The organism is Paenibacillus sp. FSL L8-0436, from assembly GCF_038593025.1.
Lineage (GTDB): Bacteria > Bacillota > Bacilli > Paenibacillales > Paenibacillaceae > Paenibacillus_AQ.
Genome location: NZ_CP151955.1, coordinates 233,642 through 246,328, shown reverse-complemented (window position 1 = coordinate 246,328; position 12,687 = coordinate 233,642). Strand labels below are relative to the sequence as shown.

The following is a 12,687-nucleotide window of genomic DNA, read 5'->3' as shown; positions in this document are numbered from 1 at the left end:
CCTAGGGGCCATAGAGTAGACCCTGTCTAATTCGCCTGTCCCCTCTGCCACTCCGAAGAGGCGGTAAAGCGAAACGGCCGTAATACGCCGCGTAAGATTGGTCATGTCAGCATCTTTGGTATTTACCAGATTGCCGTATCGTCCTCGGAGCCAGTCAATCCTCTGGATTCAAAGCACCACTGGCAGCATGGAGGGTTTTCCATGACAACGTAACTGTTTCAAACATCTACTACCGCAACACTGCTGACACATGGGTATCCATGGCATCCGGTACATTAACGGCATTTCACCATCCAGAAGGGGTTTCGGATGCAAACACTCCAGCTCCACTCAACTACCTTACTAGCGCAAACGGTAGTCACATGTATACTGGCGGTTCCTGGACTGCGAGACTAACAACCTAAAGCAAAATAGAAAGAGCCTGAGATCTTCAGGCTCTTTCTTGGAGGTTTTTGATTATGAAAGATGGTTCCATTGGATTCAGGCCATATCCAAGGGGTCGGGCAGCAATGGCTTTTTATCTAATGGTCAGTTACCGCAAGACCATTGATGATTTAAAAACCAATGTCCAAGAGTTAAAAGAACGTGTCCGCGACCTTATACAAGCGCTCAAAGAGAAGGGCTGACTACTGAACAAATCGGGGACTCGAAATTACCGAGTTCCCGGTTATCTTAATTTTCTTCCGGAAAATTAATCAAAATATCGCTAAATTTTTTAGGATTTACAACCGTTTTAGAAAACTCCACCGATCCATCCATACCAACAATCCCATACTCTCCTTTATCGTAAACAAACGCTTCATCTTCAAAATAGACTAGTCGAGACGTTAATTCAGGTTGTCTCCCCCAGAGAGTATCTATACCTGTATCTAAAAATTTAGCCAACGGACTAGACGAGTTCTTCTGATTGGAAGCAGCCATCTGAGCTTCCCAAACAATGCTCATATATCCGTTTTTCATTTCGTAATAGTAGATGCTGTCACCCAAAATGAAATAGAACTTAGAATAGTCTTTTTCATTAAAAATATAGCTGTAACTATGACTTTCCGGACGCACAGTGGATATATAAAATTGAACCCTTGGCATCCCAGCAACAGCTAATCTGGCTTTAGCCAGATCGCCGCTTTTTATCTGGGTTTGAGTTTCGGGATCTGGAGAAACAAGCACAATACCGTTATTTTTTGAATCCCAATCGACAAGCACTCCGAAATTTTCGCTGATGAATCTCAGAGGAACATAAACTGTGTTCCCCTTCACAAGAGGAGGCCTATCTAAGTCTAGTTTTTTGTCATTCATCATCGCAACATCACTGTTTATGACAAGACTCAATCTATCAGAGGTGGCCTTGTTAATAATTAATACTGTTTTGGACCTGCTGTCCCAATTCACCTTGTAACCCAAAGATTGAACGGTACGAATAGGAACGTAACTAATACTGTTTTTAATCAAAGGTGCAGCCAAATCAGTTAAAAAGCTTCCATCTACATTTAACTGAATAGGCTTTGCTGCACTAGCTATACTGTTTAATGAAAATAAAATAAAGAAAGTGCTAAGAATTGAAATTAATGTTTTTTTCAATTTAATCCACCCTTTACTTTTTAGTTGATATAACCATTTAAAAATACTTCAGTTTAAAGTAAAGCTAAATAAAGAGAAAGTAGACCCTGTCTAATTCACAACTTTATCCGTTCGAACTTCATCAGGAATGGATTGAAGCATTCCAACTAAAAGATTTGAACTATCGTCTCGCATGCTCCTTAAAACATCTTTTGAATCCACTCTACCATAGGTTACATCTTTTGAATCTCTCGCAAGATCAAAGTAAACCTCATTTTTTTCTGGTTCAGGTCGCTTTCCATACTCTTTTGAATACACACCTGATTTGCCTACTTCCTCTACTCCCTCCCAAACTAAATAGGTTAGATCATTTTTAATCTCATAATAGGAAACTAAATTTCCCCATACGTGGTAGTATCGCAAGACCTCACCTTCAGGGAAATACAACTGATGGGATGACATTTCTTTACTTGAGGATAGTTTATTTTCTCCAATCAAAGGAAGAGACAGGGCAATTTTACGAGCAGCGAGTAAATCATCGCCCTGATATAAGGTAGAATAGGTATTTATCTTATCCCAACTATGAATAATTATTTCATTTGCATCTTTAACCCATTTCACCTCTGCTTTAAAAGCTTCACTAATGAAACGTAAAGGGAGCATAATCCGATTATTTTTGACTTGAACAGAGGACTCCAATTTTATTGTATTCCCTCCATACGTAACCTCTTTTTCTCCTGCTTTAAGAACTAACTTATCCTGGTTCACTTTTGTTGTTACAGTAACTGTTTTATTTATTGAATTCCAATTCAAATTAAGATTTAACTTTCTCAGGGAATCTAATGAGACCATGGTTATTCCATTAATTATGACAGGTGGTGAATCTGAACTGACTACTTCACTATTGATAATAAGAGTAACCGGTGATTTTGCATATATTGGTATTGAACTACACAAAAATACTAAACACATTACTAATAAAATACTTATCATTTTTTTCATATTTCTACATACCTCCCATTTTTTAGACTCATTTATAATAGACGCAACCAAACATGCAAAAGTTTTTCAAAAAAAAAATTGCGAACGTTACGCATCTCCTCTAAATTCATTTACATGTGAGCATTTTGAAGAAGTTACCTCTTCTGTTCCTGAATGGGACGGGGAGCTGATTATTCTGGAAAAATGCCCATGACTGTCGTCCGGCTCAACTGCCGGTTGGAAAACGCTGCCCCTCTCCCCTCCTTGAATCCATGGTTATTCCATAGTCCGGGATTATAATGAAATTACGACGTCGAATTCAATTTCGGGAGAGGTAATTATGATCAGTAGCGAAAAAGTCGGCAAACGCATCGCCATGCTCCGTAAAGAAAAACAGCTGTCCCAAGAACAATTGGCCGAACAGCTCAATGTCACGGCTCAAGCCGTCTCCAAATGGGAAACAGGGAAGTCCCTGCCCGAAACCGCCACCCTTCCTTTGCTGTCCAGTGTACTGGGCCACCCCATTGACGGCATTTTGCTGCCCCAGGAATTAGTCGTACTTTCCGCCGTATACACAGACGGCCGGGATTCCCATGATGTCACCCACTTTGTGAACCAGTTCGTGGCCGGCAACAAACTGTCCTTCACCGTCAGCGATCATATCTTTCCCAGCTGTCTGTCCGGCGACCGCTCCAAGGTGCTGATTCTCAGATATGAGACGCCTGCGGGAATCTATTCAGCCTATGCGCTGAAAGAACAGCTTCTGACGATTGATGTCCATTCCAAAGGGTATACCTCCGGCAAAAGCGGACTGGAATTTGTGTACGCCTCCTATGGAAATGAGCTGATCCACCGGAATGTTTTGAAGAAGATGCAGCATTATGAGTTCTTTCAGTGGGAGCATTTCACGGTCAGCCACGAGCTTTTCCCAAGCCTTATCGACAATGAGGGCAACGATTATCTGCTGCTCCTCTACTTGAATGCCGAGGGTATTCATGCGGTAAGCTGTGCCGAAGGTGAGCAGATTCACTACAGCCCGGACCGGACCCGCCTCTTTGCCATCCAACCGTCCCGGCAGCATTATATTGTTGAGAATGTAGGCCGACTTGGCTTCGGCCAAGGAATGGACTGTTCATGGGCAGGAGCCTTCTATCTGTCTTTGAGCACAAGGGGGATTGAGACTACCTATGAGCAGGTAATGGGGGTGTCCGGGGCATGCTGGAGAATTTCTTTTACACCGGTGTGGGATTATAGCTCAGCCGATGCACTCGTAGCCTATGATTTTTCAGCTGCTGCCCATAAAGCCTATGGACTTACAGCCAGCCGGGCGAACCGGCTTACACCGGAAGAACGCAAACAGGAGAAGCAAAAACTAATGGACAGCATTCGGAAGCATCAGCTGCCGATAGCGATCAACCTCAGGGTTGCCCCCGAGTGGGGCGTAATTACAGGGTACTTGGACAATGGGGATACCCTTCTGTGCCGCAGCTATTTTGATGGGGAAACCTTCGAGAGTCTGCACGACGATCCAGAGTTTCAGAGCGATATGAGGGTCAGCAAGGGCTATTTATATGTGGACCATTGGCCTTATATGCTAATGCGCTTTGACAGCCAGGCTCATGTACCGTCAGCTCTGGACAACTTCTATGCTTCACTCAGGGTCAAGCTGGACTCCATGAGGGCCGATGATAATAGAGGTTACCAGCTCGGCTATAAGGCTTTGGATACCTGGTGCGAAGGTCTGCTCAGCAACCGGTGGTACCAAGATGCAGAAACCTCTGATTTTGAACGCAGGTTCAGCGTAAACCACTTTTGCATGATGGCACTAACCGATGCCCGTAGAAGCGCCGCAGCTTACTTAAAAGCATCGCTGCCGCTGCTGCAGCATCCTGCCGAAGCCGGTGCGCTGGCTGAGATGGCCGGGGTGTATGAACAGATCGATGCCTTACTTGAAGGTTTTTTCAAGGGAATGACTGATCCGGCCTCTATAGAGCCGGGTGTTTCCCCCCACCCATTCTGGACGAATGAGCACCGAAGCCGGCAGGCGGAGCTACTGCAAACCGTAAGCATGCTCGAACACCGTGGAGATGAGCTGGCTAAAGAGATACTGGAGAACAGCCAGCGCCATGCAGAGGCTTAAAGACTTTCTTCATAAATAGAAGTATAGGAACAAATGATAAAAGAACCTGCGGCCCTTGAACTGGGTGACCCTGCCGATACCAGCGAAAATTCTCATGATTCCTAACTTCAGTCACATTGCCATTCGGGTGCTTGCCGTCTATTTCATGCTGGCCTTGCGAGAGCTGAATGCTCGGTTTCCCGAGAGGGTTTCTCTGACCTACGAAAATACCTTCCTTCCATCCGCCTACCGCCCCCGCCGAAGCCTTTCGCTACCAAGAACCCGGCTGGCTGGCCAGACTTGTCCGCCCGGTCGCTAACGCCCAGTTGTGAGTACATACCATTTTTCCTATCTGTTCGCCCCGGCCCTGCGGTAGACTATCCTGGAGTTCATTTTATGAAGGAGACATGAAAGACCAACGGAAAGCCGAAGCCCTCGCCGCTGAGCGGATGCAGCTTCTCGCTCCCCTGCTTGCCGAAGGGCTGGACCCGGCCGGCGACCGCTCTTACCGCCTTAGATCGAGTAGCATGATTTCCCCGCTCTTTTCCGGTTGTTCTTCAGCCTACTGGCTTCAGAAGCATACGGAATAGAAAACTTAAAACATAAAAAGGACATCCCTTATTGCTCAGGACGTCCAAAATGATGTGAATAATCTATTTAATTTGATCTTTCCTTACTTCACCGGAAATAGGTACTATAATATCCACTAATCCCGTAGTATTTTTAGGTAAAGCTTGCGTTACCGACTTTTCATCCCCGACCTTACCATATGTGACGCTATGATCCACACGTTCTTGTAAAAAATAATATTGTGTTTTGTCTTCCGGTGGCTGTTTTCCTTTTTCTTCCGTTTTCTTCCCTGAATCTTCTTCTACACCTTCCCAAACTAAATGTTTAACATCATCCTTAATTTCATAGTAAGTATATAAATTTCCAACAACATAATAATATCTCAATGCTTCTCCTTCAGGAAAGATATACTGATAATAAACGCCTTCCTCGGTATTATGAAGCGTATTTTCATCCTTAGAAGGAAGGTCTACAGCGATTTTACGTGCCGCGACCAAATCCGTACCTTGATACAGCTTGTTATATGTTTCTACTTGGTCAGCACTCCGGATAATGACAGTATTTTTGTCCGCTTTCCACTCCACCTCTGCTTTAAGGGCTTCGCTGATGAACCGCAAAGGCACAACAACGCGATTCTTGTTCAATTGAGCAGGCACATCCAAAGTAAGGGTTTTTCCTCCATAAGAAGCTTCTTTTTGACCGATCGTAAGTACAAGCTTGTCTTTGACCCCAGGAGCATTGACAGTCACCGTTTTCTTATCAGCATTCCAGACTAAATTGAGCTTCAGCGTCTTTAAGGAAGCTAAAGAAACCATAGTTCGCCCTGCGACGGAAACGGGTGGAGCATCTGAATTAATAACCTCACTATTGATCACCAATTGAATCGCTGGCGCAGCAGAAAGTGGGATAGCAAATGTTAAGAGCATACTTAAAGTAAATAAAGATGAAAGAAAAAATTTTTTCATACCTAACTAACCTCCAATAATTTGTAATTACACTAAATTATAGACGCTTCAAACAAGAAAAAGTTCTGTTTTCCTAAAAAAAATATATTGCGTAACGTTACGCTATATAATATAATAAAAACACGGTAAGCGTTTGTTGCAGAATGATTGATGAGTGCCGGGAAGCACCCCATTCTGTTCCCCTCCAAACTCCTTAACCAATATAAATTTTTAGGAGGAGTAATATCATGCCAAGTTATGAATATGCTAAATTCGCTAAAATTTACCCTACTACAGGAAGATACACCAATCAAGGTTTTCAGGCCCGCGTAACCTTACCTTCGTCCAAATCACTCCCACAAGGGGGATCATACATTAATACCTATTGTGGTATGGCAGGATTTGAGTGTGGTGTTTCGGTTAAATACGCTCCTGAGTTTAAAGATTCCAGAACTGGAACCTATCAATGGCACTGGTTCGCAAATGGTCCTGAGGGACTACATGACGGTCCAATGTGCGAATACCGAGATGGCGATTCGGTCCATATTAAGCTGCTGCGCCTGGATAATGAACATGTACAATTTATCGTGAACGGCACTACCGTATATACGTCTAAAGGTACCTATGGCACGAGCACCTACAGTATAGATGGAACTTGTGCTCGCTATATCATTGGTGCTGAATATACTCGCTATTCATCTTTGCCGTCTAGTCTCCCAAATTGGAAGCTATCTTTTTCGAGACTTCAAATTTCTGAAATGATGTTTAAAAACGCGGCAGGCTCTTGGATTAACGTGAATTCAGGAAATGCGGTAGCGAGTTTGGCACATACTCCATCAGGAGTATCCACTCCTTCACCAGTAGATTTCAACGGGGTTAGTAATGAATTGGCAAATGGACGATATGCTGTTTCCATGAGTGTATAACAGAAACAGCTTCAAAAAATAGTGATTCGTTACCCAACAATCACTATTTTTGAAAGCAGGTGCTAATATGGAAAGTCTGGATCTGTGGGTAAACCTAATTAGCAATGTTGGATTTCCAATAGTCATTGCTATTCTTCTATTAAGAAATTTAATGAGCAGTATCCAAGAGCGCCTGGATGAATTGAACAAAACCATGAACGAATTGCTAGAAACCATTAAAAAACAGAATAAATAAAAGAAACGAAAATAACTCCATATTTATTGTGGAGTTATTTTCATAATAATTTTTTAGAATTTGAATCCTTTGGAAAAAAAGATACGTTTAAAAGAGTATCTAAGAGTATTAAAGGGAAACATTTGTTCGTATATAATATAAAAGAATACAAAAAGATACAAAATTCCCCAAACTATTTTGCGTTATTACACATAGCGTAATATAATTGAATAAAAGGAAATACGAGGGGGAAATAACTAACAATGGACTTCGTTTCTCTCAATGAAAGCTTTTTCCCGCTGCAGGAATTGCCACCTTCTCCGTTATTACTACATGTGCATGAAATCCTTAACACTGAGGATGCCGACACCAAGATTGCTATGAATATTGCTGACAAACCGGATTTTTTCAGTTTACTTCTAGTAACAACCAATGCAAAAGAAGATTATTGGAATATGCACCTTTTTTATATGGACCAGATAGAAAGGAATACTAAAGAGTACCGTTATCATAACTTCTCCATCACCGAGAGCATACACTTACATAATTGTCTGTCCCAACTCTTCAAATAATAAAAAAAGAGCAGGACTCAATTTGAGTCCTGCTCTGCCCCTTTTACTCTTTGATGTTCTTCTTCAATAATTCTAATTAGTAGTTCTGTAGCAGTAATTCCCAGTTTTTTAGCCGATTCTGCCAACTCTTTTTTGATATATGCGGGAACATCATAGTGGAATTTCACTTTATTTCCGTAAGCCATAGCTTAGACTCTCCTATCTTCATTCAGTTATTATTCATCACTTCTTGATACTTCTGATCAATGAGGCGAATTAACAATTGAGTAGCTGAGGTATCCTGTAGATCGGCACACTCGATAAGCTTTTCTTTGACTTCCGGAGCAAACTCATAAGGCAATTTGAGCTTGGGTTCGGACATCCTTCCCCCCATGCTTTTTTCGACTTGAATCGCTTTCTTAACCATTACCTCTAAAGAATTCTTATCTGTAGGATTTATTTCCGTATATTTTTGAAGCACTCTGGATAAGTACGATGCTAAAGCTTTCTGATTATCCTCGACTAATGTAATGGTCAAGGCATTATTTTGTACTTGCATTTCACAATCAAAGTTGTTTCCAAACAAATTGATATTATATTTCACAACTACACTCCTTATAAAAGATTAAATTTTTGTTACTTATAATATACTTTGTTTCGTTATGTTACGCAATATTTTAACAAAAATATAGTACAACAATTGGCATTTCAGATTAACTTGCCACTTTTTTTCTACATCTGCCCGTTTCACTAACCATATGGAGAATTTCCCCTTAGTGGTAATAAAAGGTGAGGAAGGATGAGGCATCTATGCCTTCAACCAAAAACCGGATTACCCCAAAGAAGAGAATGTATTTCCATAGCGAACTGCAGCAGTGTCCGCACTGCGGAACGAAACTGAAGCGGCACCATACCGCTTGGCATAAATACGTCAGCACCTTGAATGGAATCTTCGATATTTGGAATATGGCCTATGCCTATCCTCACCCGGATTGCCCCTACCCTAAAACCTACTATCGTTCTGCCAAAGCTGAGGCACTTGTCATGAAATATACTTCCTATGGATTCGACGTGCTTGCTCTCGTAGGTGAACTCTGGTTTATTAAGCCCGTCCAGCTGATAATTCTTCAAATTGAGCATCCAATTTTTTAAGCTTCAACTCTCTAAATACACGGTCCAACACATCTTGGCCAACATTCCCTTTAGCGGCTTCAATTAGAGAAATCCGTTTCTGTGTGGTCTCGGCCCGGTTCGCAAGCTCTTGCTGTGAGAGATTCAACTGCATACGCCGAGCATAAACCATATCCCCGATGATAACCGAGAAGCTGTCCAGATACTCCCGAACTTCCGGTATCTCTCTTGCCTCTGCCAACAACTCTTCAAAATCCTGCCCTAAGTGTTTAGTCATGGTTTACCATCTCCTAATAGGTTTATATATTGCTCTGGATGAAGTAAAAAGTTAGAATGAACGGTTTCTGTTTCCTTGACGATTGGCTCAAATTCCGGGTCATGCGTTGTCTGCTTCACAACGGACTGAACAAACAACAAAATTTGAGTGTCCTCTATCTGGTGTTCGAAAAAAACAGCCCTGAATGCTCCTGCAGCCTTCCAATTTACCCTGAATTCTATTAAAGGAACATGATGTCGAAGATTTTTTACAAGCATGATTGTATATAGTATAAGGTCTTCCATCTTCGCTGTGAGACTCAAAATACTTCTTGAAGGACTCTTGCAGGCCGTAACGCTTTAGAAAATCAAGTCCACGAATAATTAGTTTATAGAGCTGTAGTTTATCCGGATCATTTCGCCCCTCGGCGGCCATCTGACGGATAAACTCTAAAACGGGTTGCTCGCCCGTGGTGGAATCAGCGAGAAGCTCAATTACTGTTTTCAGTATATCCTACACGACATAATACCGCAATGAAATTGCCTTATATCTTCCCCCTCTCATTTTATTTTTTTCCATAATATTACTCGCACTATTTACAAACTATATAAGGGCGCACTTGTTCTAATACACTTCAAATAGATAATTTCAGCCTTAGACCATTGCATATTATGATAAGCTTTGCTGCGGGCGGCAAGTGTCATCCAGGCCGCGGCCTCCCTTTCCGGCTCCTGCAGTCTTTACGGGGTTGCCCTTCCGTGCCACCGGCACCCATGGTTGCGGAGCGTAAGCGCAGCAAAAAAGCCCAATGGAACGGCGTGTTCTTCGCCGGTCGCTTGAGCTTTTAGTGGGTGTTGGAGTTTCGTGGCCAATACTTACTTATCTTTGAAATGCACTAATACTGGCCTGGTTATCAGACAGCCTAATATTTCGAATTTTTCCTGCAGCATTATCAATTTCGATATTATAAACGAATACTGTTTCCCTTGGGGGATTTGGAATATTCTCCAGGACATCATTAAGTTCAGAATCATAAATGTAATTCACAGTAGAGCTACCGGCCGTTTGCTCAGGGCTTTGATTAAACATCCCCTTCACTTCTATATCCTGCATTCCTATGGTTAACCCGCGCTGTGTTTGGTAACTCCCCTCTGAAGAAGCCGATAAAATAATGCCGACAACCAATTCGGTTCTATACAAAACGTCTACACCTGAACTATAGGTACAGAGCACGGCGGAGTCATAGTTATTTGTTGCTGAAGGCAGTCCTAAAAACTCCTCAGCTTCAGACCGTTCCATGCCAAGGATAATAAATACTAGTAATACTTTTTCCCTTCTCTACTCCAAACATCATGATAAAATGAAGTTATTGAGACAATTGAGAGGGGTTGAATTATGAAAATGCTTTGCCCACATTGTAGCACTAGCTTTAAAATACAAGAACCTGAATCAACCTATCATGAAACAGGTGCAAGATATGTAGAATATGAAAAGTTATCTGTAGGCTATGAGGTGAAGAGTTTTCTTTGTCCAGAATGCAACGACATAATTATTATGTTAAGAAGGGGTGATTTGAGTACCGTAGGGAGTTATTACCATATGAATCCAGAAGACATGTTAGAAGAAAAAATGATCTATCCAAGAACAACTGACACGCATTTATCTGTTCTTATTCCTGAGAAGTATAGAAAGGATTATAAAGAAGCAGCTCTGATTCTTCCCATTAGTCCAAAAGCAAGTGCTGCAATATGCAGAAGAATGCTTCAACAGATATTACGCGAACAGTTCTCCATTGAAAAGAAAGACCTTTATCAAGAAATTGGGGAATTTATAAGTCTTCCTAACATACCTTCTTTTTTGGCAGATTCAGTTGATGCAATAAGAGTCATTGGAAATCTTGCAGCTCACCCACTAAAAAGTAAGCAAACAGGTGAGATAATGGAAGTTGAAGATGGCGAAGCTGAATGGTTGCTTGAGGTATTAGAAACTCTCTTTGATTTTACGTTTATCCAACCAATTAAGCTCCAAGAACGTCAGGATAGATTAAATACTAGATTGAGAGAGTTAGGAAAAGGAGAAATGCTTAAAAAATAGGTGCCCCCTGGGCAATGTCATTAAGATAAACTCAAAGATAAGACTGAGATAAAAGTGGAATCCAAAACGGCATGGGGAAAAGCCCTGTGTCGTTTGTTTTTTTGGTGCAAGAAGGGAAAAAGCGCACAGCAAGCAAAGCGGATGGAATATCCGCTTAAAAAATGTTCATGCGAAACGAATTATGCTGCTCTGTAGACGAAGCTAACGACAGATTTCCAGCCGATTTTGCGCGTATTCTTCTGCCCTGAGCGAATGGGTCGAATCGGCAAAATGTTTTTGTGAATCAGCGCTTCGACACCGGACGGGAAATCAGCGGCAGAAAGACTCGTAATGACGGTTTCATAAGCGCCATTCGGCAGGAAGAAACGAACAACAAGAAAGGAAATCGGATAAAAATAGTTCTCCTGCAAATCCAAAAAATCAAAGGTAGACGTGGAAGGGACGAACTTGTAAATCTCGGGATGAGCCTTGACCTCTTGGGTTCTTTTTTGGTGAGTGTCAGATGCACGTCAATATCAAACTCTCCGCTAGACGGCAAACGCAAGCTCGAAAGAATACCATTGGATTCCAAATCCTTTACCCGTATGACGTAGTTCCACCCTTTGCGTTCCATATGTGCGAAATGGTTGTAACTTTCATAACCCCTCTCGGCCGTAACAATGGTCTTGCCTTGGATAGGGGAACGGCAACCATAGCAGCCAGGGCCCTTCCCTCGTTTCACAACCTTCGTGGCGAACAAGGGCATCCACGTAAAGTCTGTTGCATAAGTCATAAGCTGCGTTCAAATGCAGAAGGTTATAAGCATTCATGTTCGGTTGACTTTGAAAATAAGTGTCCGTGTCCGCAGAGTCCGTAGCGATATGTAAATACGAACCATCAACGGCAAGTAATCGATACCCTCGGTAGTCTTTGATATCCGTATACGATTGCGTAAATTGATGAAACAAAAATTCCAAAGCAGACGGCAGGATTTTATTCCTCTGCTGGACAAAAGCAGAAGTGGTTGCGGTGTTTACGTCATAACCCTGCGATTCCAAGAGTTCCATAGGCTGTTTCCTCCCATGGAAATCAGGAGTTGCATGACCGTTTCAAAGGGCAGCTTTTTCTTTCAGGTAAAATATATTTCAGGTTTTTTGACAAAAGGTGCTGGTGTGGCTGACATTTCTCGTATGAGGGATGTCAGAGTTTTTTTAGCGAATTCGCGTACTCATTCATTGGCGTAACCTCCTCGTTGTTTCAAGGGGCTTCGCCTCACATTTCCATCCGCTTGTCAAGTCCTGTTTTTCTTTTTCGTGCAAAAAAGAGCGGGCTATCTTTTCGATAACCTGCTCTTTTTTTGATTTT

At 42.1% G+C, this 12,687-nt stretch carries 17 protein-coding genes; 7 read left to right on the top strand and 10 right to left on the bottom strand.

Annotated features, from left to right (window positions below; all coding sequences use genetic code 11):
• Positions 1 to 458 precede the first annotated feature (458 nt).
• Entirely contained in the window at positions 459 to 626 is a 168-nt protein-coding gene (locus tag NSS79_RS01225; protein ID WP_342437966.1) for a hypothetical protein, read from the top strand.
• Positions 627 to 672: 46 nt separating this feature from the next.
• On the opposite strand, the gene NSS79_RS01220 is transcribed toward NSS79_RS01225, so the two are convergent.
• Together NSS79_RS01220 and NSS79_RS01215 are read right to left on the bottom strand one after the other, a co-directional pair.
• Positions 673 to 1,578 (bottom strand): copper amine oxidase N-terminal domain-containing protein, encoded by a 906-nt coding sequence (locus NSS79_RS01220; RefSeq protein ID WP_342437965.1) that lies wholly within the window; start codon positions 1,576 to 1,578, stop codon positions 673 to 675.
• 90 nt (positions 1,579 to 1,668) lie between these two features.
• Positions 1,669 to 2,559, bottom strand: coding sequence for a copper amine oxidase N-terminal domain-containing protein (locus NSS79_RS01215; RefSeq protein WP_342437964.1), 891 nt, complete (start codon positions 2,557 to 2,559; stop codon positions 1,669 to 1,671).
• A 319-nt stretch (positions 2,560 to 2,878) separates the two neighbouring features.
• Here NSS79_RS01215 and NSS79_RS01210 point away from each other — a divergent pair, with 319 nt between their 5' ends.
• Both NSS79_RS01210 and NSS79_RS01205 read left to right on the top strand, forming a co-directional pair.
• On the top strand, positions 2,879 to 4,678 hold the full coding sequence (locus NSS79_RS01210; RefSeq protein WP_342437963.1) for a helix-turn-helix transcriptional regulator: 1,800 nt from the start codon (positions 2,879 to 2,881) through the stop codon (positions 4,676 to 4,678).
• A 386-nt stretch (positions 4,679 to 5,064) separates the two neighbouring features.
• Positions 5,065 to 5,247 (top strand): hypothetical protein, encoded by a 183-nt coding sequence (locus tag NSS79_RS01205; protein ID WP_342437962.1) that lies wholly within the window; start codon positions 5,065 to 5,067, stop codon positions 5,245 to 5,247.
• 63 nt (positions 5,248 to 5,310) lie between these two features.
• Here the strand turns inward: NSS79_RS01205 and NSS79_RS01200 are convergent, their stop codons facing one another.
• Positions 5,311 to 6,192: a copper amine oxidase N-terminal domain-containing protein gene (locus tag NSS79_RS01200; protein ID WP_342437961.1), complete on the bottom strand. Its 882-nt coding sequence runs from the start codon at positions 6,190 to 6,192 to the stop codon at positions 5,311 to 5,313.
• Positions 6,193 to 6,419: 227 nt separating this feature from the next.
• On the opposite strand from NSS79_RS01200, the gene NSS79_RS01195 reads away from it, so the two are divergent.
• The 3 genes from NSS79_RS01195 to NSS79_RS01185 all read left to right on the top strand — a co-directional run bounded on the left by NSS79_RS01195 (position 6,420) and on the right by NSS79_RS01185 (position 7,883).
• Positions 6,420 to 7,097: a hypothetical protein gene (locus NSS79_RS01195; RefSeq protein ID WP_342437960.1), complete on the top strand. Its 678-nt coding sequence runs from the start codon at positions 6,420 to 6,422 to the stop codon at positions 7,095 to 7,097.
• Between the two features lie 67 nt (positions 7,098 to 7,164).
• A complete protein-coding gene (locus tag NSS79_RS01190) occupies positions 7,165 to 7,332 on the top strand; it encodes a hypothetical protein (RefSeq protein ID WP_342437959.1) in 168 nt (55 codons plus the stop codon).
• A gap of 242 nt (positions 7,333 to 7,574) precedes the next feature.
• Positions 7,575 to 7,883, top strand: coding sequence for a hypothetical protein (locus NSS79_RS01185; protein WP_342437958.1), 309 nt, complete (start codon positions 7,575 to 7,577; stop codon positions 7,881 to 7,883).
• Between the two features lie 17 nt (positions 7,884 to 7,900).
• Here NSS79_RS01185 and NSS79_RS01180 read toward each other — a convergent pair whose 3' ends face one another.
• From NSS79_RS01180 to NSS79_RS01160, 5 genes are all read right to left on the bottom strand, one after another.
• Positions 7,901 to 8,068, bottom strand: a complete 168-nt coding sequence (locus NSS79_RS01180; RefSeq protein WP_342437957.1) for a hypothetical protein — start codon at positions 8,066 to 8,068, stop codon at positions 7,901 to 7,903.
• 23 nt (positions 8,069 to 8,091) lie between these two features.
• Positions 8,092 to 8,466 (bottom strand): hypothetical protein, encoded by a 375-nt coding sequence (locus NSS79_RS01175; RefSeq protein ID WP_342437956.1) that lies wholly within the window; start codon positions 8,464 to 8,466, stop codon positions 8,092 to 8,094.
• Positions 8,467 to 8,678: 212 nt separating this feature from the next.
• Positions 8,679 to 8,993, bottom strand: a complete 315-nt coding sequence (locus tag NSS79_RS01170; RefSeq protein ID WP_342437955.1) for a hypothetical protein — start codon at positions 8,991 to 8,993, stop codon at positions 8,679 to 8,681.
• The gene (locus NSS79_RS01165; RefSeq protein WP_342437954.1) at positions 8,965 to 9,270 is read right to left on the bottom strand and encodes a helix-turn-helix domain-containing protein; all 306 of its coding nucleotides are present in this window, start codon (positions 9,268 to 9,270) and stop codon (positions 8,965 to 8,967) included. Before NSS79_RS01165 ends, NSS79_RS01170 begins: the two co-directional genes overlap by 29 nt.
• A gap of 858 nt (positions 9,271 to 10,128) precedes the next feature.
• Positions 10,129 to 10,449, bottom strand: coding sequence for a hypothetical protein (locus NSS79_RS01160; RefSeq protein ID WP_342437953.1), 321 nt, complete (start codon positions 10,447 to 10,449; stop codon positions 10,129 to 10,131).
• A 195-nt stretch (positions 10,450 to 10,644) separates the two neighbouring features.
• On the opposite strand from NSS79_RS01160, the gene NSS79_RS01155 reads away from it, so the two are divergent.
• Positions 10,645 to 11,343, top strand: a complete 699-nt coding sequence (locus NSS79_RS01155) for a DUF4145 domain-containing protein (RefSeq protein ID WP_342437952.1) — start codon at positions 10,645 to 10,647, stop codon at positions 11,341 to 11,343.
• 179 nt (positions 11,344 to 11,522) lie between these two features.
• Here the strand turns inward: NSS79_RS01155 and NSS79_RS01150 are convergent, their stop codons facing one another.
• The gene (locus tag NSS79_RS01150) at positions 11,523 to 11,753 is read right to left on the bottom strand and encodes a hypothetical protein (protein ID WP_342437951.1); all 231 of its coding nucleotides are present in this window, start codon (positions 11,751 to 11,753) and stop codon (positions 11,523 to 11,525) included.
• 225 nt (positions 11,754 to 11,978) lie between these two features.
• The gene (locus NSS79_RS01145) at positions 11,979 to 12,389 is read right to left on the bottom strand and encodes a hypothetical protein (RefSeq protein ID WP_342437950.1); all 411 of its coding nucleotides are present in this window, start codon (positions 12,387 to 12,389) and stop codon (positions 11,979 to 11,981) included.
• Between the last annotated feature and the right edge of the window lie 298 nt (positions 12,390 to 12,687).

Bases quoted from the DNA above. Each gene is read 5' to 3' on its own strand.
- NSS79_RS01195 (WP_342437960.1), top strand. From the start codon at position 6,420: ATGCCAAGTTATGAATATGCTAAATTCGCTAAAATTTACCCTACTACA.
- NSS79_RS01200 (WP_342437961.1), bottom strand. From the start codon at position 6,192: ATGAAAAAATTTTTTCTTTCATCTTTATTTACTTTAAGTATGCTCTTA.
- NSS79_RS01225 (WP_342437966.1), top strand. From the start codon at position 459: ATGAAAGATGGTTCCATTGGATTCAGGCCATATCCAAGGGGTCGGGCA.
- NSS79_RS01185 (WP_342437958.1), top strand. From the start codon at position 7,575: ATGGACTTCGTTTCTCTCAATGAAAGCTTTTTCCCGCTGCAGGAATTG.
- NSS79_RS01180 (WP_342437957.1), bottom strand. From the start codon at position 8,068: ATGGCTTACGGAAATAAAGTGAAATTCCACTATGATGTTCCCGCATAT.
- NSS79_RS01145 (WP_342437950.1), bottom strand. From the start codon at position 12,389: ATGGAACTCTTGGAATCGCAGGGTTATGACGTAAACACCGCAACCACT.
- NSS79_RS01155 (WP_342437952.1), top strand. From the start codon at position 10,645: ATGAAAATGCTTTGCCCACATTGTAGCACTAGCTTTAAAATACAAGAA.
- NSS79_RS01205 (WP_342437962.1), top strand. From the start codon at position 5,065: ATGAAAGACCAACGGAAAGCCGAAGCCCTCGCCGCTGAGCGGATGCAG.
- NSS79_RS01165 (WP_342437954.1), bottom strand. From the start codon at position 9,270: ATGACTAAACACTTAGGGCAGGATTTTGAAGAGTTGTTGGCAGAGGCA.
- NSS79_RS01215 (WP_342437964.1), bottom strand. From the start codon at position 2,559: ATGAAAAAAATGATAAGTATTTTATTAGTAATGTGTTTAGTATTTTTG.
- NSS79_RS01190 (WP_342437959.1), top strand. From the start codon at position 7,165: ATGGAAAGTCTGGATCTGTGGGTAAACCTAATTAGCAATGTTGGATTT.
- NSS79_RS01210 (WP_342437963.1), top strand. From the start codon at position 2,879: ATGATCAGTAGCGAAAAAGTCGGCAAACGCATCGCCATGCTCCGTAAA.